Consider the following 21,656-nt stretch of genomic DNA (forward strand, 5'->3'; position numbering starts at 1 on the left):
TACAAAGGCCGGGAGGTGCTTACATCATCACCACATCAAATTGTTCTTGATTATACAGTGGCTCAATCTGGACTTTCACTTGCTTACCGACGAAGATTTCCACTTCAGCCAGCGCATGAGACTCTTCGCCTTTCAGCGCTTCGCCCACTGCCGGAGAAGCATAAACCAGGAAGCGGTCAGAATCATAAGCATGGTGAACACGGACAATCTCGCGCAAGATTTCATAGCACACGGTTTCCACTGATTTGACCGTGCCACGGCCACGGCAGGTCGGGCACTCATTGCACAGCACATGCTCGATGCTCTCCCGCGTGCGCTTGCGGGTCATTTCTACTAAGCCTAGCTGAGAGAAACCGTTAATACTGGTTTTTACCCGATCTTTACTCAGCGCTTGTTCCAGTGAATGCAAAACGCGCCGACGGTGTTCTTCATTACTCATGTCAATGAAATCAATAATGATAATCCCGCCCAGATTTCGCATCCGCAACTGGCGGGCGATAGCTTGAGTGGCCTCAATATTGGTATTGAAGATAGTTTCGTCAAGATTACGATGGCCGACAAATGCACCGGTGTTGATATCCACGGTGGTCATGGCTTCTGTCTGGTCAATAATCAGGTAACCGCCTGATTTTAATTCAACTTTGCGTTCTAAAGAGCGCTGTATTTCATTTTCGACATCAAAGAGATCAAAAATGGGTTGTTTACCCGCATACAGCTCCAGTTTCTCAGTCATTTCTGGAATATATTCACTGGTAAACTCCACCAGCAAATCATAAGTTAATTTGGAGTCGACACGGATTTTATCCAACGCAGCCCCGGCAAAGTCACGGAGCACCCGCTGCGCCAGTGCCATTTCACCATATAGCTTATATTTGGTGATATTGCGTTTTTTACGTTCCTGAACTTTCGTCCATAAGCGCTTAAGGAAGGCGGCATCAGCGGCCAGCTCTTCTTCACCAATCCCCTCCGCGGCGGTACGGATAATAAAACCGCCTTGCTCATCACAATACTCTGCCACGGTTTTTTTCAGGCGTTCGCGTTCAGCTTCACTTTCAATACGCTGGGAAACACCGACATGAGCAGCCCCTGGCATTAAGACCAGATAGCGGGAAGGTAGAGTGATATCGGTGGTCAAACGTGCGCCTTTGGTGCCCAGCGGGTCTTTCACCACCTGCACCATTAAATCCTGCCCCTGACGAACCAGTTCAGCGATATCGCGCACATTGAAATTTTTCTGCTCATCCCCAGCCACGCATTCGGTGTGGGGCATGATATCGGAAGCATGAAGGAAAGCGGCTTTATCCAGCCCGATATCGACAAAAGCCGCCTGCATGCCCGGTAACACCCGGCTAACACGGCCTTTGTAGATATTGCCGACGATGCCTCTTTTCGCTTCGCGCTCAATGTGAATTTCTTGCAGGATGCCACCATCAATGTAGGCAACCCGCGTTTCAGACGGTGTGATATTGACCAGTAATTCAGCTGTCATGACTTCCTCTCACATTACGCAGCGCAATGAAATGACTTAGTAATTCATGGGTTTCAACTAACGGCAGACCCACTACAGCATGGTAACTGCCGCTAATGGTTCTGACGAAACAACCACCTTTCCCCTGAATACCGTAAGCGCCCGCTTTGTCCATGGGTTCACCGGTAGCAATATAGTCACTGATTTCCAACTGAGATAACACGCGGAATGTCACATCTGTCACCACCATGGTAGATAACACCTCTTGTTTATCCGCCAGTGACACCGCTGTGATCACTTGATGTTGCTGCCCGGACAGCGCACTGAGTATTTCCTGCACATGGGCTTTATCTCGTGGTTTTTCTAATACTTGCCCATTTAACACCACAATGGTATCGGCTCCAAGTACTGGCAGATCCTGTGGAGCGACCATCACCCCTGCTCGTGCTTTGTCCTGTGCCAAACGCTGGACATATTCTTGCGCACTTTCCTCTGGTCTCCGCAGCTCTTCAACTTCTGTTTTCAGCACCTCAAAAGGGACATCAAGCAGGGTTAATAATTCACGGCGGCGTGGAGAACCAGAAGCGAGATACAGGGCGGTCATGAGTCTTAAATCCTTATTGCACCGTAAATCGACGGCGAATTTTACGCATTAACAAAAATAGCCACGGCCATAGAATACCGTTGACCACACTACTCCAGAAGACTTCGGGGCGGAATGAGACATTACTGACTAAAAACTCAGACCAAAACACCACGACATCCATTGTCAGTGACAGCAACATCACAATGAGCGCCTGTTGCCACAGCGCCATATTGCGAAATAGCTGAAACTTAAACGCGACCAAATAAGCAATAATACTGAGCGCCAGCGCCCGCACCCCGAGAGTGGACCCCATAATAAGGTCCATAATCAGCCCGAGAATGAAACCCGTTCCCACATTCACCCGGTGCGGTAAGGCCATCACCCAATAAATTAAGACTAATGCTAGCCACGAAGGCCGGAACATATAAATTTGTTCAGGCCACGGCATAATTTGCAACACCATGGCAATCAGGAAAGATAACCAGATAACCCAACGGCCATTGCTGCTGTAGCGGTTCATGGTGATACTCCCGGAGCAGTCACTGCTGTTGGTGCCGTGTTTGCGGATGGTGCCGGAGGGCCCATCTCATCGGCGGCAGGTAATACTTGCGACATCATGGGAGCCAAACGTTCATTTGCGACCCGGCGAACTTCAGCGGGGGGGAGTGGAATATCGCCATTGCGATCGGCGCCCCACAATAACAGCAGATAACGTAAACGTTGCAAATCGGCGGTCGGACGCGCCTGAATCACTGTATAAGCGCGTTGGTTATCCACTTTGACCGAAGAAACCACGGCGACCGGATAACCCTCGGGGAAGCGCCCGCCCAAACCGGAGGTCACTAATACATCACCAACACGAATATCTGTATTGCTAGGTAAGTGCTCTAATAATAAGTCATCGGTGCAACCGCTACCGGCGGCAATCACCCGAATATCATTTCGCAAGACCTGGATAGGAAGCGCGTGGGAGGTATCACAAATCAATAAGACGCGGCTGGTTAATTTACTGACCGCAACAACCTGGCCCACGACACCCCGGTCACTGATAACCGGCTGGCCTTCATACACGCCATTGTTAGAGCCTTTATCGATAACTACTTGGTCACTGTAAGGGTCTGTCCCGCTGGACATCACCTGAGTCACCATTTTTTGTTCATCCTGACGCAGCGGAGAACCGAGTAATTCACGTAACCGGTTGTTTTCCTGCTTAAACTGTCCGAGCAACTGTAGGTCAGTATTTTTCAGCAATAGCTCTTGGCGTAACGCACGGTTTTCCAGCTCTAACTGCTTATGGGTAGCCAGAGTTTCAGAAACGTTGTCGAGAACTTTACGTGGCCCATTGGCCAGAAAATAGAAAGGGCTAACGGCGGTGTCCATGTAGGTACGGATTTTAACAAATGTACCCAATCGGCTATCCGCAATAACCAAAACAATGGCTGCAAGAACGGCAAAAAACAACCGCAGTTGCAGGGATGGACCCCGGCTAAAAATCGGCTTCATAAATTATGCGTATTCCTTGGCGGCATGAAAGAAGAAGCGCCAAATCTGAATCATCCCTTCGTACTTGACGTTACAGCACTCTGCACGGCTTTCACTCACACGAACAACTGACCTGTGTCAGCGCATCCGAATTCGTTCCTTTGCCTGGCTGCAACGCCAATGACTTTACCTTGGGTATAGATTTATCCGACCGGCCCTTCTCCCTTTGGCTAACTATTCTTCGCTGAACAAATCGCCGCCATGCATGTCGATCATTTCCAACGCTTTACCACCACCTCGAGCGACGCAGGTCAATGGATCTTCTGCCACCACCACTGGGATGCCGGTCTCTTCCATCAGTAGGCGATCCAGGTTACGCAGCAATGCGCCACCACCGGTCAACACCATACCGCGCTCAGAGATATCAGATGCCAATTCTGGAGGGCACTGTTCCAGCGCCACCATAACTGCACTAACAATACCGGTCAGCGGCTCTTGCAGCGCTTCAAGGATCTCATTGGAATTTAGCGTAAAGCCACGTGGTACGCCTTCTGCAAGGTTACGGCCACGGACTTCAATTTCCAGAACTTCATCACCCGGATAAGCAGAACCGATGCTGTGCTTGATACGCTCAGCTGTCGCTTCACCAATCAGTGAACCGTAGTTACGGCGCACATAATTAATGATGGCTTCATCAAAGCGGTCACCACCGATACGCACGGAAGAAGAGTAAACCACACCGTTCAGAGAGATAACGGCCACTTCTGTGGTACCGCCACCAATATCTACAACCATTGAACCGGTCGCTTCAGAAACCGGTAAACCTGCGCCAATTGCCGCAGCCATAGGCTCTTCAATCAGAAACACTTCTCGGGCGCCTGCGCCCTGAGCTGATTCACGGATCGCACGGCGCTCAACCTGAGTTGCCCCGACCGGTACGCACACCAATACACGCGGACTCGGGCGCATAAAGCTGTTGCTGTGAACTTGCTTAATAAAGTGTTGCAGCATTTTTTCAGTGACAAAGAAATCGGCAATAACGCCGTCTTTCATCGGGCGAATAGCTGCGATATTGCCGGGGGTACGCCCAAGCATCTGTTTGGCATCATGGCCTACAGCCGCAACGCTCTTCGGTGAACCGGCACGATCCTGACGAATAGCAACCACTGAAGGTTCATTCAGTACAATGCCTTGTCCTTTAACATATATAAGGGTATTGGCGGTACCCAAGTCGATGGACAAGTCGTTGGAAAACATGCCACGAAATTTCTTAAACATAACGAAAGGATAATCCTGCAAGCTGGGGGCGGAAAATAAAATCCGCCTACTTTACCAACCACACGAAGCAGCGACAAGGCGCAAAAACGTCCTGATTCGGTGAAAAAGTAGCTGCGTTATTGACATCTCGTTTCATTCAGCCCCCATGTTGCTTGAAAAGGTTGAATAAACCCTCGACACAACACAGATTCTGCGCAACGACCGGCGTAACACAGCACATAAAATCTAACATTTAACCTGATTCTCGTCGGAAGTAAGTGCCCACCAACGATTTACGGAAATGACTGACACATTCTACGTTAATTTTTGCTCAACGATCAGGCTAAACATGTCCCTAATACGAATATTTTTTCTTTCCGGGGTTTAAAAGCGTTGGCGGAGCAAAAAAATTGCCCTGTCCACCATAAACACCCTTTTCTTTCAGCGTTTGCCATTCTTCACGGGTAAGAACTTCTGCTGCAAAAACTTTTACATGTGTTCCCGCACAGGCACCGGTCAGGCTTTCGACAAACAACTGATTTTCATAACGCAAATTAATGCTTCTGACTAATCCTGGATGAAGTTTAATCATTTCAACCCGGAGAGACTTAATGTATGACGTACTGACAACTGTCAATCCGGCTTGCGACACCATAACCTTGCAGCCTACACCGAGTAACAAACGCATCATCGGACGGATTTGGCTGATATATTGACACACATCTGCCTCTGCAAGTTCAAAGATAATTCGCTCTCGATCAGATTTTCTGCATTGCAACAGCGTATCCCGCAGCCAGCGCTGGAAAGGACGCTGCAATAATGAATCAACGCTGATAGAAAATGCCAGAGTTTCGTCCGGCCATAAAGCTAATAAAGGAATTATCCGATCAATTTTTTGACGGTCATATCGCTCACCCAGACCGAATAATTGTACCAGTGGTGTAAATTCAGCAGCCCGTAATTCTTGTTCACCATCATATATGCGGCTCATTATTTCACGATGGTGAATTTTACCATCAACGGTAACAGCCGGTTTCTGATAAAGCCGTGGGCCACCATTAGCCAGTGTTTGTTCTAACAAAGTGCGCCATTTGACACTGCCACGCCCTTTTTCTGCTACTTTGGTATCGTACACATACCAGCCATTCCCCCCATACATCGCCGCATTTTTGGTCGCTTGTCCAGCATTATCCATTACTTGTTCGGCTGAATCGCCATTGCGATACGCCACAATACCAATATGCAGCAATGACTCACGGTCAATAACATGTGGCTCGGGTAACGACCCGACTGCATGGACTAATTGTGCGGCCATAACAGCGGCATCTTTTAGTGTTTTATGGGGCAGTAAAATCGCAATGTCACTCTGATGGTAACGCGCAAATAACGCAGAGGGATGGCGAGTAACAAAGGTAGAAAGCAGGTTAATCAGCGAATGCATCAGTTCTTGAACCTGCTGGTGATCACCTGTTTCAATTAGGCTATCAAAGTCCGGCAACTGCACCATCATAACCACCCCATGAGCGCCGGATTCCTCCATTTGAGTCGTCAACTGATTATCAAAAAATTGGCGATTACTGAAGCCGGTTTCGGCATCCTGCGCGGCAAAAGTACGAATCAAAGTATCAACGCGATTACGCTCTTCCCGAACTTCTATCAACTCAGCCAATAGATGATCAATAGCGCGGCTGGCGCAAGGTGGCCATTCATGACCTTCGCTATGAATAGCGTGTTCACGTTCGCCATTCAGAATACGTTTGGCTCGCCACTCAAGTTTTTCCTGACCTGCGGTCTGCTCACGCAGCCAACGGAAGCTTAGCAGGAGTGTCATCGCGACAATCACGGCCACCAATGACAAAATCGCGACAGCATAAAGTGAGCGAGCATAGCTACTCAAGGGGTCAATATAGCTGAAATGCATTGAAGTCCCTGGTTGATGCAGCATCGGTACCACCAGGCTACGATAGCGGCTTTGACTGTTCCAGGGAGCATAAATGGCGGGGAGTTTTAGTTGGTATAACGTGCTGTTTTCATTCTGGACGCTAACTTCCAACACGCCCAGGGTTCGCATCATTATAGGCAGCCATTCACGTTCTTTATCAGCAGGTTGCAGCAACAATGACTGATCATAAGCTGTTACGATGCTCTGGAGGCGATGCTCCATTTTTTTCTGACACAAATAAAAAAAACTGGCCGTGCTACCCAGTAACACTAAACACATAGCCAATACGACCAGCAAGGTCATAAACACAGAAAGTTTGGTTGTAAATCGCATCCTTTAACCTTGCGAAGCGCAATTCAGTGAAAAAAATGCCTCTGTTCCTTTGAGGAAGACACTATATGACAAATTGCCACCATAATACTGATTTTTTACCTCATAATACGACCATAACTCCATAACTCAGCCTTTTTCACAGAACTTCTGGTGAATCCTCTTTCAAGGATAGTCACGGACGAAATCATCGGCCTCATTTTTGTTCTTGATCAGGCTATAAGGTTGATGTTGTCGCTATATTGACTCACTCTTAATCTATACCTTTCTGCATTCATACTATCTATAGGTGTTATATGCGAGCGCTTGTACTTGAGCAAACTGAAGGCCGGACTACCGCAGAAGTGCGCGAAATATCCCCGTCACAATTGCCAGCCGGTAATGTCACCGTTGATGTTAATTGGTCCAGCTTGAATTATAAGGATGCACTGGCTATCACGGGCAAAGGGAAGATTATCCGTGAATTTCCCATGGTGCCGGGTATCGATTTTGCCGGCACCGTCCACAGCAGTGAAGATCCGCGTTTTCATGTCGGCCAGTCAGTTTTACTGACGGGATGGGGCGTAGGGGAAAATCATTGGGGTGGGTTGGCAGAGCAAGCTCGTGTCAACGGCGACTGGCTAGTGCCGATGCCTGAAGGGTTAGAGCCGCGTAAGGCCATGATTATCGGTACGGCTGGTTTTACCGCGATGCTGTGTGTCATGGCGCTGGAGGAAGGTGGCGTGACACCAGAAAGTGGCGAAGTGGTGGTCACCGGGGCCAGTGGTGGCGTCGGTAGCACAGCAATCGCCCTACTTGCAGCACTGGGTTATAAAATCGCCGCCATTTCTGGCCGTGACAGTAACAGTGACTATCTAAAAGGCCTCGGTGCTCATCGGGTATTGTCACGTAACGATTATCTTGATGCTTCCCGCCCATTGGAAAAACAGTTATGGGCGGGTGCCATTGATACTGTTGGCGACAAATTACTGGCTAAAGTGTTGGCTCAGATGAATTACAACGGCACCGTGGCCGCTTGTGGTTTAGCTGGCGGCTATTCGCTCCCGACGACCGTGATGCCCTTTATTCTGCGCAATGTGCGGTTGCAAGGGATAGATTCAGTGATGACACCGCAACAGCGCCGTCTACAAGCTTGGCAACGCTTACAGGAAATTTTGCCTGAAAGCTTCTATCAACAAGCTTCGCAAGCTATCACACTCGCCGATGCCCCGACCATCGCCGCTCGCCTATTGGCGAACGAAATTACCGGTAGAACCTTGGTAAAAGTTCGCTAATTCACTGCCACTGGGGAGAGTGTCATGCTCCCCAGCTTATTATCCGTATTGTAATGATTTTCAAATTTCTCTCCGCCCCCTAGCACTTGTCCCTATAAGCCGCCATGATTAATATCAATAAGGCCGATATGCTTCCCCCTGTTTGATGGAGTCATTTTATGCGCAACTTTTTATCCCATTCCCTGCGTAATGCTGCCACGCCACGCAAGCTAACCGAAGCGGATGTCACCCCAGAAAGTATTTTTTATCAGCGCCGTAAGGTGTTGCAAGCATTGGGGATTACTGCTGCTACACTGGCATTGCCCACATCTGCGCAAGCTGATTTGCTAGCATGGTTTAAAGGGAATAATCGCCCCAAAGCCCCGTCTGGCAAGCCGCTGGATTTCACTCAATCAACGGTTTACCACCCAGATTTGGCGCTAACCCCGGAAGATAAAGTCACCGGCTATAATAATTTCTATGAATTCGGCTTGGATAAGGCCGATCCTGCCGCCAATGCTGGCACACTGAAAACCGAAGACTGGCAGATAAAGATCGACGGTGACGTCGCCAAGCCCATGACACTCGATATTGATGACCTGATAAAACGCTTCCCATTAGAAGAGCGCATTTATCGGATGCGCTGCGTAGAAGCTTGGTCGATGGTGGTGCCGTGGATTGGGTTTGAATTGGGCAAATTGCTTAAGCTGGTTGAACCCACCAGCAATGCTCGCTATGTCGCATTCCAGACACTTTATGCACCGGATCAAATGCCGGGGCAGGAAGATCGTTTTATTGGCGGCGGCCTGAAATACCCTTATGTCGAAGGATTGCGACTGGATGAGGCGATGCACCCATTGGCCTTTATGACACTGGGCGTGTATGGCAAGGCCCTACCGCCACAAAATGGCGCGCCTCTGCGGCTCATCACCCCGTGGAAATACGGTTTTAAAGGCATAAAATCCATTGTTCATATTCGCCTGACTCATGATCAGCCACCGACTACCTGGAACCTGAGTGCGCCCAACGAATATGGTTTTTATGCCAATGTGAATCCTCATGTGAACCATCCGCGCTGGTCGCAAGCAACTGAGCGCTTTATCGGCTCGGGCGGTATCCTGGATGTTCAGCGCCAGCCAACACTGTTATTTAACGGTTATGCCGATCAAGTCGCATCACTCTACCGTGGTTTGGATCTGCGGGAGAATTTCTGATGCGGCTCAGTTTACGGCAAATTAAGTGGCTAAAAGTGGCTATCTGGTTGGCGGCCGCACTCCCCTTTCTGTGGCTAATTTTATCTGTAGATCAAGGTTGGTTCAGTGCCGACCCGGCTAAAGATATTCAGCATTTCACCGGGCTAATGACCCTAAAATTATTATTGGCGACACTGCTGGTCACGCCACTGGCGCGCTATGGCAAACAGCCGCTGTTAATCCGCTGCCGCCGGTTGTTGGGTTTATGGTGTTTTGCCTGGGGAACACTACATTTGGTCAGCTATTCGGTACTGGAACTTGGGCTGAGTAATATTGATTTACTGGGCCGTGAGCTGGTCACCCGCCCTTACCTGACATTGGGCATAATAAGTTGGCTATTGTTACTGTCACTGGCGGTGACATCCACCTTGTGGGCGCAACGAAAAATGGGAGCCAACTGGCAAAAATTGCATAATTTGGTGTATGTTGTCGCCATTCTTGCACCAATTCATTATCTTTGGTCGGTCAAAACGCTATCGCCATTCCCCATTATTTACGCGGTGATAGCAGCAATATTATTGGCGCTACGCTATAAAAAATTTCGCCAATGGTGCCGCTAAAAACCTGAGCTTTTCATCGGTCATTATCTTTTTCTATTGAATATCTTCGCTGATAAGACCAGTATTTAGCTGCTAATTGCTACGATATCATTATAATGCCCGACCTTAATGCCGATCGCAGTGTCAAATTCATCGTAAAAAGGTGACAAATCGGTGACATCAGGTTATTTTTTACGATGATGGACTAATTGCCGGAGATACCAGCACAATGTCGGATAAGTTTCACATTTTGCTTCTGAATGGCCCTAACTTGAATCTGCTTGGAACACGTGAACCAGAAAAGTACGGTCACACTACATTGGCTGATATTGTCAGCCAATTAGAGACTCAAGCTCAGGGAATGGATGTGGTGCTATCCCATTTGCAGTCAAATGCAGAGCATGTGCTGATTGATAGAATTCACCAAGCACGGGGTAATACCGATTTTATCCTGATCAACCCGGCAGCGTTTACACATACCAGTGTTGCACTGCGCGATGCATTGTTAGGTGTGCAGATCCCGTTTATCGAGGTCCACTTATCTAATGTGCATGCCCGGGAGCCTTTCCGTCATCATTCATATCTCTCTGATATCGCGGTTGGCGTAATCTGTGGACTTGGCGCAGATGGCTATAACTTTGCTTTACAGGCAGCGGTAAATCGCTTGTCAAAATCCAACTAATGCAACACAAAAAGAGTACGGAATCACACTCATGGATATTCGTAAGATTAAGAAACTGATCGAACTGGTTGAAGAATCCGGCATTTCAGAGCTGGAAATCTCAGAAGGCGAAGAGTCAGTACGCATCAGTCGTGCTCCTGCCGCACCAAACTACCCAATGATGCAACAGCCGTATGCTTTTGCTGCGCCGCAGCAACAACCTGCTCTGGCCGCTGCTGTCGCTCCAGCACCTGCTGAAGCCGCTGCCCCTGCTGCTATCAGTGGCCATATCGTGCGCTCCCCAATGGTCGGTACTTTCTACCGCACCCCGAGCCCGGATGCTAAACCCTTCATTGAAGTAGGTCAGAAAGTTTCTGTTGGTGACACTCTTTGCATCGTTGAAGCGATGAAAATGATGAACCAAATCGAAGCAGATAAATCCGGTACTGTAAAAGCCATTCTGGTTGAAGACGGTCAACCGGTTGAATTCGACGAGCCTCTTGTCGTCATCGAATAACGAGGCGTTCCATGCTTGATAAAATCGTAATCGCTAACCGCGGTGAGATTGCGCTACGCATCCTGCGAGCTTGTAAAGAGCTGGGGATCAAAACTGTGGCAGTTCACTCTGTTGCAGACCGTGATCTTAAACACGTGTTATTGGCTGACGAGACTGTCTGTATCGGTCCCGCACCTTCTGTTAAAAGCTATCTGAACATTCCGGCAATCATTTCTGCTGCGGAGATCACCGGCGCGGTGGCTATTCACCCCGGCTATGGTTTCCTGTCTGAAAATGCTGATTTTGCCGAACAGGTAGAACGTTCAGGTTTCATCTTCATCGGCCCGCGTGCCGAAACCATTCGCCTGATGGGTGACAAGGTTTCGGCAATAAATGCCATGAAGAAAGCTGGTGTACCTTGTGTACCTGGCTCTGACGGCCCACTGGATGACGACACAACCAAGAATAAAGCCTTTGCCAAACGAATCGGTTATCCGGTCATTATCAAGGCATCAGGTGGTGGTGGTGGTCGTGGTATGCGTGTGGTTCGTCACGACAAAGATCTGGAGCAATCCATTAACATGACCCGTGCGGAAGCCAAAGCGGCTTTCAATAACGACATGGTTTATATGGAGAAATACCTGGAAAACCCACGCCATATCGAAATTCAGATTTTGGCTGACGGTCAGGGTAATGCTATCTATCTGGCTGAGCGCGACTGTTCTATGCAGCGCCGCCACCAGAAAGTGGTTGAAGAGGCACCAGCGCCAGGTATCACCAGCGAAATGCGCCGTTATATCGGTGAACGCTGCGCGAAAGCCTGTGTGGAAATCGGCTATCGTGGTGCGGGGACTTTCGAGTTCCTGTATGAAAACGGCGAGTTCTATTTCATCGAAATGAACACCCGTATTCAGGTTGAACACCCGGTTACCGAGATGATCACCGGTGTTGATTTGATCAAAGAACAGCTGCGGATCGCTGCGGGCCAACCTCTCTCCATCAAACAAGATGAAGTGAAAGTCCACGGCCACGCAGTAGAGTGCCGTATCAACGCCGAAGACCCGAATACCTTCCTGCCGAGTCCGGGTAAAATTACCCGTTTCCATGCGCCGGGTGGTTTTGGAGTACGTTGGGAGTCTCATATTTACGCCGGCTATACCGTGCCGCCATATTATGACTCCATGATCGGCAAACTGATCACTTACGGTGAAAACCGTGATGTTGCGATTGCCCGCATGAAAAACGCGCTGGCAGAACTCATTATCGATGGCATCAAGACCAACGTTGAGTTACAGCAACGCATCATGAACGACGAAAACTTCCAGCATGGTGGCACCAATATCCACTATCTGGAGAAAAAACTCGGGTTGCAAGAAACCTGATTTTTTCGCCTTTCATGAGCTTTACCTTTTATATCAGGGCCGGTAAATTACCGGCCTTTTTCTTTTCATTTGATTAATTTTCTTTTGATTAATAGGGTCGGCATTTCGCATAGTGGTAGCTAATCACACTGCAAGGCTAAGATAAGAATGGGATTTCCCAAATTAGTTGGCCTCGCCGCTAGGCAGCAAACAAATGAATCCCGATGAGCTGACTCAGGTCAGTGATTCGGGTGAATGAGTGCAGCTAACAACGCTGTTGTGCCAAGTACGAAGGGTATTGGAGAGAATATGGACACAAGGTTCCTACAAGCCAATAAAGAAGCGCGCTGGGCCTTTGGCTTAACGCTGGCTTATCTGGCTGGGTGGATAATAACGGCTTATTTACCAGGCAATATTCCCGGTATAAGCGGCCTGCCCGCTTGGTTTGAAGCGGCCTGTATTGCGCTGCCACTGCTATTTATTGTGCTGTGCTGGTTAATGGTGCGTGTGATATTTCGCGATATTCCACTGGAGGATGACAATGCAAACTGATGTCATTCTGCCATTAGTGGGCTATCTGGCCATGGTATTTGGCTTATCCGTCTATGCTTATACCCGCCGTAAAACCGGGAATTTTCTTAACGAATACTTCATCGGCAACCGTTCGATGGGCGGATTTGTCCTGGCAATGACCTTGACCGCCACTTATATCAGTGCCAGTTCATTTATTGGCGGGCCGGGTGCTGCTTATAAATACGGCCTGGGCTGGGTGTTATTGGCAATGATTCAATTGCCAGCGGTGTGGCTGTCTCTGGGAGTATTGGGTAAGAAATTTGCCATTCTGGCGCGACGTTATAATGCCGTGACCCTCAACGACATGCTGTATGCCCGCTATCAAAGCCGCCTATTGGTGTGGTTGGCCAGCATCAGCTTGTTGGTGGCGTTTGTCGGGGCCATGACAGTGCAGTTTATCGGTGGCGCGCGCTTGCTGGAAACCGCAGCGGGCATCCCTTATGACACTGGCTTGTTGATTTTCGGTATCAGTATCGCGCTGTATACCTCTTTTGGTGGTTTCCGTGCCAGCGTGCTGAATGATGCTTTACAAGGCATGGTGATGTTGGTCGGCACCATTTTACTGTTGGTGGCGGTTATCCATGCCGCAGGTGGGCTGCACAAAGCCGTCGAGACTCTACAGCATATAGATCCGGCGCTGGTCTCCCCTCAAGGTGGCGATCAAATCCTCGACTTGCCGTTTATGGCATCATTCTGGATCTTGGTGTGCTTTGGAGTTATTGGCCTACCGCATACCGCAGTGCGTTGCATTTCGTATCGTGATAGTAAAGCTGTGCATCGCGGCATCATCCTCGGCACCATTGTGGTGGCAATCTTGATGTTCGGTATGCATCTGGCCGGCGCATTAGGCCGGGCGATCCTGCCGGACCTGAAGATCCCGGATCAAGTGATCCCCACACTGATGATCACCGTGCTGCCGCCCTTTGCTGCTGGGATCTTTCTGGCCGCGCCGATGGCGGCGATTATGTCGACCATCAATGCCCAGTTACTGCAATCCTCCGCAACTATTGTGAAAGATTTATACCTCAATTTATGGCCAGAAGAGCTGAAAAATGAGCGTAAGTTAGCGCGTATTTCCAGCATGTCGACACTGATCCTCGGGCTATTATTGCTACTTGCCGCCTGGCGACCACCCGAAATGATTATCTGGTTGAATCTGTTGGCCTTTGGTGGTCTGGAGGCGGTATTCCTCTGGCCATTGGTGCTAGGATTATACTGGGAGCGCGCCAATGCCCATGGTGCCCTTAGCGCAATGATTGTCGGCGCGGTATGCTATACCGTGCTGGCCAGTTTCGATATTAAGATAGCCGGCCTGCACCCAATCGTGCCCTCGCTGGTGCTTAACCTGCTGGCGTTCTATATCGGGAATCAGTTTGGCGACAGGGCGCGAACACGCCGGCCCGTGGTTGTCAGCACTGAATAAATGACTATTTGCAGGTATTATTTACCGAAACCCTATTGATAAAAACCGATCGTGAGACCTCAGTTGAAGATCGGTTTTGGAAGAGAAAGCTATGCCTTGGATCCAACTAAAACTAAACACCACCGGTAACCAAGCCGAATCTCTTGGTGATGCCCTAATAGAAAGTGGCGCGGTCTCTGTGACCTTCCAGGATACCCACGATAATCCGGTGTTTGAGCCGCTGCCGGGGGAAACCCGCCTGTGGGGCGATACCGACGTGATTGGCCTGTATGATGCAGAAACCGATATGGCGGAAGTGGTCGCTATGCTGGAATATAACCCGCAACTCGGTCAAGGTTTCATCCATAAGATTGAGCAGTTGGAAGATAAAGATTGGGAACGTGAATGGATGGATAATTTCCACCCAATGCGTTTTGGTGAGCGCCTGTGGATCTGTCCGAGCTGGCGTGATGTTCCCGACCCAACAGCCGTGAACGTGATGCTCGACCCCGGTTTGGCGTTTGGTACCGGCACTCACCCGACAACCGCATTGTGTTTGCAATGGCTCGATGGCCTCAACCTACAGGATAAAACCGTTATCGATTTCGGTTGCGGCTCCGGCATCCTGGCGATTGCAGCTCTAAAACTCGGTGCTAAGCGCGCTATTGGCATTGATATTGATCCGCAAGCCATTCAGGCCAGTCGTGATAACGCACAGCGTAACGGCGTTTCAGAGCGTTTGGAGCTGTATCTTGCCAAAGATCAGCCAGCCGATTTATCCGCTGACGTGGTGGTCGCCAATATCCTGGCTGGCCCATTACGGGAACTCGCGCCGTTGATTAGTGTTTTACCGGTTGCGGGCGGCCATCTTGGCTTGTCAGGTGTGCTGGCAACGCAAGCAGCGGGTGTCGCACAGGCTTACGAGGATAAATTCACTCTCGACCCGGTGGCTGAGAAAGAAGAGTGGTGCCGCATCACGGGTATCAAGAAGTAATATCGACCCCACCAATAATGACTATCCATGTTATAGGCGTTGCAACACTCGCTGTTGTAACGCCAAATTCGCAGAGTCGCACTAGCATTTCCTGGCAGTAGCTAGCAATCCATCAAGCACCGTTTTTAACTGAAATGAGATGTCTGACTCATTTATATCTGCTCTTTATCATTGATTTGATGAATAAATCAGCATTTTCAACCTCCACCATGTTGCATAACTAGTCGAAAATTATGTTGTTTAGTAGAAAATACTAAAGCGCAAAAATTAATCATATTAACTTAACCTGATGTTATATATGAGAAAATAATTAATTACCCAAGATTAGTCTGTAATTTATCGCGTTTTTTTCATCAATTGGTCAAAGTTTGGCCTTTCATCTGAGCGCAAAAATGCGTAATATACGCGCCCTTACGGACACAGTGTGGTCATTCTTTGTCTATGCGTATTGGACACATCCAGCTTACAAATTGCCTGATTGCCGCCCCGATGGCGGGTATCACAGATCGCCCATTCAGAGCGCTATGTCATGGTATGGGGGCTGGGATGGCTGTATCTGAAATGCTCTCCTCTAATCCAGAGGTATGGCGGACGGATAAGTCGCGTTTGCGCATGGTTCATAGTGATGAGCCGGGGATTCGTGCCGTGCAAATTGCCGGTAATGACCCGGATGAGATGGCAGCAGCCGCCCAAATCAATGTGGCGAATGGTGCACAAATCATCGACATCAATATGGGATGTCCGGCCAAGAAAGTGAATCGCAAACTGGCAGGATCAGCATTATTGCAGCATCCTGAATTGGTCAAACAGATCCTCTCCGCAGTCGTTAACGCGGTAGATGTACCAGTGACGTTGAAGATCCGGACGGGTTGGTCGCCAGAACACCGTAACTGTATAGAAATTGCCCAATTGGCCGAAAACTGTGGTATACAAGCCCTGACGATTCATGGCCGAACCCGTTCTTGTTTGTTTAATGGTGAGGCGGAATACGACAGCATTCGGGCAGTTAAGCAGATTGTTTCCATTCCCGTTATCGCGAATGGTGACATCACTGACCCGCATAAAGCCAGAGCGGTACTCGACTACACTGGGGCTGATGCCCTGATGATAGGACGTGCCGCTCAGGGAAGACCTTGGATCTTCCGGGAAATCCAGCATTACCTGGACACTGGGGAGCTGCTGTCACCGATGCCACTTGGCGAAGTGCAGCGCTTGTTAAACGGGCATATACGGGAATTGCACGACTTTTATGGTCCAGGCAAGGGATTTCGTATCGCACGTAAGCACGTCTCTTGGTATCTCCAGGAGCACGCCCCTAACGACCAGTTTCGGCGCACATTCAACGCCATTGAGGATGCCAGCGAACAGCTGGAGGCGTTGGAGGCATATTTCGAAAATCTTGCGTAAACAGAAAAAAGAGCTGACAGAACTATGTTCGAACAACGCGTAAATTCTGACGTACTGACCGTTGCAACCGTAAACTCACAAGATCAGGTGACTCAAAAGCCTTTGCGTGACTCGGTAAAACAAGCACTGAAGAACTATTTTGCTCAACTGAATGGTCAGGATGTGAGTGACCTGTATGAGTTGGTACTGGCTGAAGTTGAACAGCCATTGTTGGACATGGTGATGCAATACACCCGTGGCAACCAAACCCGTGCTGCCCTGATGATGGGCATTAACCGTGGCACGCTGCGTAAGAAATTGAAAAAATACGGCATGAACTGATACTAGTCAGTTAAGTTGTTGTTTAAAAAGGCGTACTCCACACGGAGCGCGCCTTTTTTGTTAGGTGATTTCTAGGCAACTTCCACTCGATTACGGCCTTTCTGTTTCGCTCGGTATAAAGCTTCATCCGCCCGCTTCAGCGCATCCTCCGGCACCCCGACCCCATTCCAAAACGCCACACCCAATGAAATCGTGATAGGTCGGATACCCGGCATCGCCATCATTTCTACATTGTGCCGCAGCCGGTTAGCAACCTGTATGGCAACATCCGGCACCGTGCTCGGCAGCAACATCAGAAACTCTTCACCGCCACTGCGGCACAGAATATCGCTGTCACGGGAGCTATCACGAATTTGTATTGCCAATTGCTTGATAACTTCATCACCGACATCATGACCATAAGAGTCATTAATTGATTTAAAGTGGTCAATATCCAGTGCAATGACAGAAAAATGCTGCCCGAGCTGGGCGATAGGTTCGAGCGTCATCGCCAGCCCGCGCCGGTTATACAGACCAGTCATGGGGTCGGTATGCGCTTCGAACCTCAATTTGCCGATTTTCTTTTGCAATAGACTGATACCTATCAACAAGGCCCGTTTAAGCTGCGTCGCCTCGAAATACCATGAGGGAATTTCTTTGATGCTACTGGCAATATCCGGTTTATCCATATCATTGGCGCTGCCTGCCAGTAACCACAGCGGGCGAGCAATTAACCGCGATAATAACCAAACGCCCAACAATGTGAGTAACGCCAGCGGCGCAATATGCCCCAGCCCTTTCAGCATCAACCCTTCCAACGGCTTCAAAGTAGAGGATTCTGGCCGCAGGGTAATAATTTCCCAACCTGACGGATCCACAACGGCATAGCCCGCCAGCATCGATTCGCCATTGGTGCTGGTCACCATCAAGCTACCATTGTCATTTTTTTTGGCCGCCTCTGTAATCGGCTTCGGCTCTAGTATCTCCCCGATACGATTAACATCTCGGTGATAAAGAATGCGCCGCTCGCCGTCGAGCACCACAATGTAAGAACCATCGCGATAGTAATGTTCACCCAGTAACTCATTTAAAATACTTTGCTTACGCAGATAAATAGTCCCGCCTATGTATCCGCGATAGTGTCCATCCGGCGTGATAATGGGTGTCGATATATTGATAACCAGATTGTTAGCTGCTGACACATATGGCTTGCTGATAATGGGGCGGCGGAGCTTGAGTGCCTCTGCCGACCCAGGTGATGTCAGAGTGTGGCCCAATAGTTGGAGGCTGTCTGGCGATGTGGCGCGGATAATACCCTGAGCATCGGTTATCACTACCGAGTTAAAACTGTCGGTCTGATATTTGAGTCGTGCGGTTTCCGCTTTCAGAACGGCCTGATCGTCAAAATGCTTTGCGGCGATCATGCTGCTGTAGTGAAGCTGCTTTTGCGCACTCCGCAAAAAAATCTCCGTACTCGACGCCAGCTTAGCGGCATAAACACGGTTAGCTTCCAGTGTATTATCGATCAATAGCTGCCGTTGAACCCGATAACTGGCATAGAAACTGTTTGCCAGCGTCACAAAGGCGCTCATGACAGCCAGAATAAGAATTAAGCGACCTAAGTCGAGACGGAAAATCTTGGTTGAAATCATCGAGCGTAACAAGACAACATTCCTGAAGATATAAATGGGTCGTATTTAGCCATGACGGTAACATGAAAAGTCAGCAGGAACTCGTCTATATCTATATCTGCTCATTATTTATCTCCTCAAATGAATCATTATCACGCTATAGTCATTGTTAACAGTTATCTATAGTTTGGGTGATAGCTAGCTGACATCGGACTTGTACTGATAATTAGGGGTTAATTATGAATAAAATGATCATTGCCGTAGCACTCGCAGCTACTGTATTAAGTGGATGCGCCAACAACAGAACAGCGTCGGGTGATACCTTTACCGCCGCTCAAGCACGGCAGGTACAAACCGTCACCTATGGCACCGTGGTTTCCGCACGTCCGGTCACTATTCAAGGTGGTAGTGAAAATAATGTAGCTGGCGCTATCGGCGGGGCTGTAGTCGGTGGCTTCTTGGGCAATACTATCGGCGGGGGCCGTGGTAATAGCCTCGCGACCGCAGGTGGTGCCGTTGCCGGTGGTGTAGCGGGTCAGGGCATACAAAGCGCCATGAACCGCAGTGAAGGTGTACAACTGGAAATTCGTCGTGATGATGGCAGCAGCATTGTTGTCGTGCAGGCGCAAGGGCCAACCCGTTTCAGCGCAGGTCAACGCGTCATTATTGCTAGCGATCGCAGCGGTACTGTGACAGTTTCTCCTCGTTAAACTCAAATGCCGGGGGATTCACCCCGGCATTTAGCGCTTGAATACAAAAAAATGGACTATTTTTTTATTGCCCTAATTGACTGTTTCGTAACATTAAAATGACCTCGATTTATACGATTTTAGCGTAAAAAACCATTGACATTGGTTATGACAGTCAAATATTAGGTTGCCACGGGGAATGTGTTGTGGTTAAATAGCGTCATCGGTTTGGAACACAGACCTTATGAAAGCAGTTTTAGTAAAGCAGTCCTCAGTTCAAGCGCTATCCATAGATATCCCTTCTCCGTGAGTCTCCTCCTAAGTGCCCAATAAGTTATCCTCTGAAAACAGACCACGTTCGCTACGTTATTGTGGCAAAAAATAATTGAAGGAAGTATCTCTATGTCTAATAAAATGACTGGTTTAGTAAAATGGTTTGACGCTGGTAAAGGTTTTGGTTTCATCACTCCTGCTGATGGCAGCAAAGACGTGTTCGTTCACTTCTCTGCTATCCAGAGCAATGATTTCAAAACCTTAGATGAAGGCCAAAAAGTGGAGTTCTCTATCGAGAGCGGCGCTAAAGGCCCATCAGCGGTAAACGTAGTCGCTCTGTAATTCAGTGTGATTAGGGAGTTGGCTACCGACAGCGATGACGGCCAGACCCGAGCAGTGTAGCCGCTCCCCAAGTAAATGAATAAGCAGTACCCGGTTGACAGTAACATTTATGCAAGCAGTTTTAGTAAAGCAGTTCCCCGTATTAGCGTTATCAGACAGATACCTCTTCTCCGCGAAATTCCTTCTAAGTGCCCCATAAGTTGTGCCCAAGCCTATTCGCTCGCCTATGGCGGCAATCAAAAATAATTGAAGGAAGTATCTCTATGTCTAATAAAATGACTGGTTTAGTAAAATGGTTTAACGCTGACAAAGGTTTTGGTTTCATCACTCCTGCTGATGGCAGCAAAGATGTGTTCGTTCACTTCTCTGCTATCCAGAGCAATGATTTCAAAACCTTAGATGAAGGCCAAAAAGTGGAGTTCTCTATCGAGAGCGGCGCTAAAGGCCCATCAGCGGTAAACGTAGTCGCTCTGTAATTCAGTGTGATTAGGGAGTTGGCTACCGACAGCGATGACGGCCAGACCCGAGCAGTGTAGCCGCTCCCCAAGTAAATGAATAAGCAGTACCCGGTTGACAGTAACATTTATGCAAGCAGTTTTAGTAAAGCAGTTCCCCGTATTAGCGTTATCAGACAGATACCTCTTCTCCGCGAAATTCCTTCTAAGTGCCCCATAAGTTGTGCCCAAGCCTATTCGCTCGCCTATGGCGGCAATCAAAAATAATTGAAGGAAGTATCTCTATGTCTAATAAAATGACTGGTTTAGTAAAATGGTTTAACGCTGACAAAGGTTTTGGTTTCATCACTCCTGCTGATGGCAGCAAAGATGTGTTCGTTCACTTCTCTGCTATCCAGAGCAATGATTTCAAAACCTTAGATGAAGGCCAAAAAGTGGAGTTCTCTATCGAGAGCGGCGCTAAAGGCCCATCAGCGGTAAACGTTATTGCTCTGTAAGAGTCAATAATAAATACCTAGGTCTTCGACGCTATAGCTTCAAGACCTCAGGTATATCGGAATGATTTACGATAGCGATGAAGGTGATAGTCCTGAGCAGTTAAATCATTTTGAATAAAAAAACCCGCCTTTGTGCGGGTTTTTTGTTATAGAAAAATAAAGTTTTATTCTTAATAAAATAAAAATCCGCCCAAACTAAAATGAAATAGTTCATAATAAAGTTTATACGTTATGCATTATTTCTTAACTGATGCATTTAATTTATACAAGCTATGTTTATCTCCCTAACCTGCCCTACTATCTTATCTATTAAGACAAAATCACGTTATTTTAATAGATAAAAACCCGCCAATTATAATTAATAAAGTAAAGTAATCGACAAACTTTGTCTGAATTACTCAGATCAGAACAATATATTTATCTCGCCACGCCCCCCACTCCGTATAATACAAGAATAACGTTAAA

At 48.4% G+C, this 21,656-nt stretch carries 22 protein-coding genes; 15 read left to right on the forward strand and 7 right to left on the reverse strand.

The window, feature by feature from the left end; all coding sequences use genetic code 11:
• Window positions 1-19: 19 nt before the first annotated feature.
• The 6 genes from rng to csrD form a co-directional block, all read right to left on the reverse strand.
• Entirely contained in the window at window positions 20-1,489 is a 1,470-nt protein-coding gene (rng, locus tag OP863_RS17795; RefSeq protein WP_038638642.1) for a ribonuclease G, read from the reverse strand.
• Window positions 1,479-2,072, reverse strand: a complete 594-nt coding sequence (locus OP863_RS17800) for a Maf family protein (protein WP_265525676.1) — start codon at window positions 2,070-2,072, stop codon at window positions 1,479-1,481. The genes rng and OP863_RS17800 overlap by 11 nt, the downstream gene beginning before the upstream one ends.
• Window positions 2,073-2,085: 13 nt before the next feature.
• Window positions 2,086-2,574 carry a rod shape-determining protein MreD gene (gene mreD / locus OP863_RS17805; RefSeq protein ID WP_038638637.1) on the reverse strand — a complete coding sequence of 163 codons (489 nt, stop codon included), beginning with the start codon at window positions 2,572-2,574 and terminating at the stop codon, window positions 2,086-2,088.
• The gene (gene mreC / locus OP863_RS17810) at window positions 2,571-3,557 is read right to left on the reverse strand and encodes a rod shape-determining protein MreC (protein WP_038638634.1); all 987 of its coding nucleotides are present in this window, start codon (window positions 3,555-3,557) and stop codon (window positions 2,571-2,573) included. The genes mreD and mreC overlap by 4 nt, the downstream gene beginning before the upstream one ends.
• Before the next feature lie 213 nt (window positions 3,558-3,770).
• Window positions 3,771-4,814 carry a rod shape-determining protein MreB gene (mreB, locus tag OP863_RS17815; protein WP_002228205.1) on the reverse strand — a complete coding sequence of 348 codons (1,044 nt, stop codon included), beginning with the start codon at window positions 4,812-4,814 and terminating at the stop codon, window positions 3,771-3,773.
• 334 nt (window positions 4,815-5,148) lie between these two features.
• A complete protein-coding gene (gene csrD / locus OP863_RS17820; RefSeq protein ID WP_145588328.1) occupies window positions 5,149-7,068 on the reverse strand; it encodes an RNase E specificity factor CsrD in 1,920 nt (639 codons plus the stop codon).
• Between the two features lie 293 nt (window positions 7,069-7,361).
• Here csrD and OP863_RS17825 point away from each other — a divergent pair, with 293 nt between their 5' ends.
• From OP863_RS17825 to fis, 11 genes are all read left to right on the forward strand, one after another.
• Window positions 7,362-8,339, forward strand: a complete 978-nt coding sequence (locus OP863_RS17825; protein WP_038638625.1) for an MDR family oxidoreductase — start codon at window positions 7,362-7,364, stop codon at window positions 8,337-8,339.
• A 158-nt stretch (window positions 8,340-8,497) separates the two neighbouring features.
• Complete coding sequence (gene msrP / locus OP863_RS17830; RefSeq protein WP_038638622.1) at window positions 8,498-9,532, forward strand: protein-methionine-sulfoxide reductase catalytic subunit MsrP; 1,035 nt, start codon at window positions 8,498-8,500, stop codon at window positions 9,530-9,532.
• Window positions 9,532-10,131 carry a protein-methionine-sulfoxide reductase heme-binding subunit MsrQ gene (gene msrQ, locus OP863_RS17835; protein WP_038638619.1) on the forward strand — a complete coding sequence of 200 codons (600 nt, stop codon included), beginning with the start codon at window positions 9,532-9,534 and terminating at the stop codon, window positions 10,129-10,131. Before msrP ends, msrQ begins: the two co-directional genes overlap by 1 nt.
• Window positions 10,132-10,339: 208 nt before the next feature.
• Entirely contained in the window at window positions 10,340-10,792 is a 453-nt protein-coding gene (gene aroQ / locus OP863_RS17840; RefSeq protein ID WP_038638616.1) for a type II 3-dehydroquinate dehydratase, read from the forward strand.
• Between the two features lie 31 nt (window positions 10,793-10,823).
• Entirely contained in the window at window positions 10,824-11,288 is a 465-nt protein-coding gene (accB, locus tag OP863_RS17845; protein WP_038638613.1) for an acetyl-CoA carboxylase biotin carboxyl carrier protein, read from the forward strand.
• A gap of 11 nt (window positions 11,289-11,299) precedes the next feature.
• On the forward strand, window positions 11,300-12,649 hold the full coding sequence (gene accC, locus OP863_RS17850) for an acetyl-CoA carboxylase biotin carboxylase subunit (protein WP_011817284.1): 1,350 nt from the start codon (window positions 11,300-11,302) through the stop codon (window positions 12,647-12,649).
• 288 nt (window positions 12,650-12,937) lie between these two features.
• Window positions 12,938-13,180, forward strand: coding sequence for a YhdT family protein (locus tag OP863_RS17855; RefSeq protein ID WP_038638609.1), 243 nt, complete (start codon window positions 12,938-12,940; stop codon window positions 13,178-13,180).
• Window positions 13,170-14,624, forward strand: coding sequence for a sodium/pantothenate symporter (gene panF, locus OP863_RS17860; protein WP_038638606.1), 1,455 nt, complete (start codon window positions 13,170-13,172; stop codon window positions 14,622-14,624). Before OP863_RS17855 ends, panF begins: the two co-directional genes overlap by 11 nt.
• Before the next feature lie 91 nt (window positions 14,625-14,715).
• Complete coding sequence (prmA, locus tag OP863_RS17865; protein WP_145588472.1) at window positions 14,716-15,597, forward strand: 50S ribosomal protein L11 methyltransferase; 882 nt, start codon at window positions 14,716-14,718, stop codon at window positions 15,595-15,597.
• Between the two features lie 441 nt (window positions 15,598-16,038).
• Window positions 16,039-17,004 carry a tRNA dihydrouridine synthase DusB gene (gene dusB, locus OP863_RS17870; protein WP_038638599.1) on the forward strand — a complete coding sequence of 322 codons (966 nt, stop codon included), beginning with the start codon at window positions 16,039-16,041 and terminating at the stop codon, window positions 17,002-17,004.
• 24 nt (window positions 17,005-17,028) lie between these two features.
• A complete protein-coding gene (fis, locus tag OP863_RS17875; protein ID WP_002210061.1) occupies window positions 17,029-17,325 on the forward strand; it encodes a DNA-binding transcriptional regulator Fis in 297 nt (98 codons plus the stop codon).
• Window positions 17,326-17,396: 71 nt separating this feature from the next.
• Here fis and OP863_RS17880 read toward each other — a convergent pair whose 3' ends face one another.
• Window positions 17,397-18,956, reverse strand: a complete 1,560-nt coding sequence (locus tag OP863_RS17880) for a sensor domain-containing diguanylate cyclase (protein WP_145588521.1) — start codon at window positions 18,954-18,956, stop codon at window positions 17,397-17,399.
• 218 nt (window positions 18,957-19,174) lie between these two features.
• Between OP863_RS17880 and OP863_RS17885 the strand changes: the two genes are divergently transcribed.
• From OP863_RS17885 to cspG (OP863_RS17900), 4 genes are all read left to right on the forward strand, one after another.
• On the forward strand, window positions 19,175-19,645 hold the full coding sequence (locus tag OP863_RS17885; RefSeq protein WP_038638593.1) for a glycine zipper 2TM domain-containing protein: 471 nt from the start codon (window positions 19,175-19,177) through the stop codon (window positions 19,643-19,645).
• Window positions 19,646-20,026: 381 nt separating this feature from the next.
• The gene (gene cspA / locus OP863_RS17890) at window positions 20,027-20,239 is read left to right on the forward strand and encodes an RNA chaperone/antiterminator CspA (protein WP_011817288.1); all 213 of its coding nucleotides are present in this window, start codon (window positions 20,027-20,029) and stop codon (window positions 20,237-20,239) included.
• A gap of 263 nt (window positions 20,240-20,502) precedes the next feature.
• Window positions 20,503-20,715, forward strand: coding sequence for a cold shock protein CspG (gene cspG, locus OP863_RS17895; protein ID WP_049613850.1), 213 nt, complete (start codon window positions 20,503-20,505; stop codon window positions 20,713-20,715).
• A gap of 263 nt (window positions 20,716-20,978) precedes the next feature.
• Window positions 20,979-21,191 carry a cold shock protein CspG gene (cspG, locus tag OP863_RS17900; RefSeq protein WP_050115883.1) on the forward strand — a complete coding sequence of 71 codons (213 nt, stop codon included), beginning with the start codon at window positions 20,979-20,981 and terminating at the stop codon, window positions 21,189-21,191.
• Window positions 21,192-21,656 lie beyond the last annotated feature (465 nt).

This window comes from Yersinia sp. SCPM-O-B-9106 (C-191) (assembly GCF_026183365.1).
Taxonomy (GTDB): domain Bacteria; phylum Pseudomonadota; class Gammaproteobacteria; order Enterobacterales; family Enterobacteriaceae; genus Yersinia; species Yersinia rochesterensis.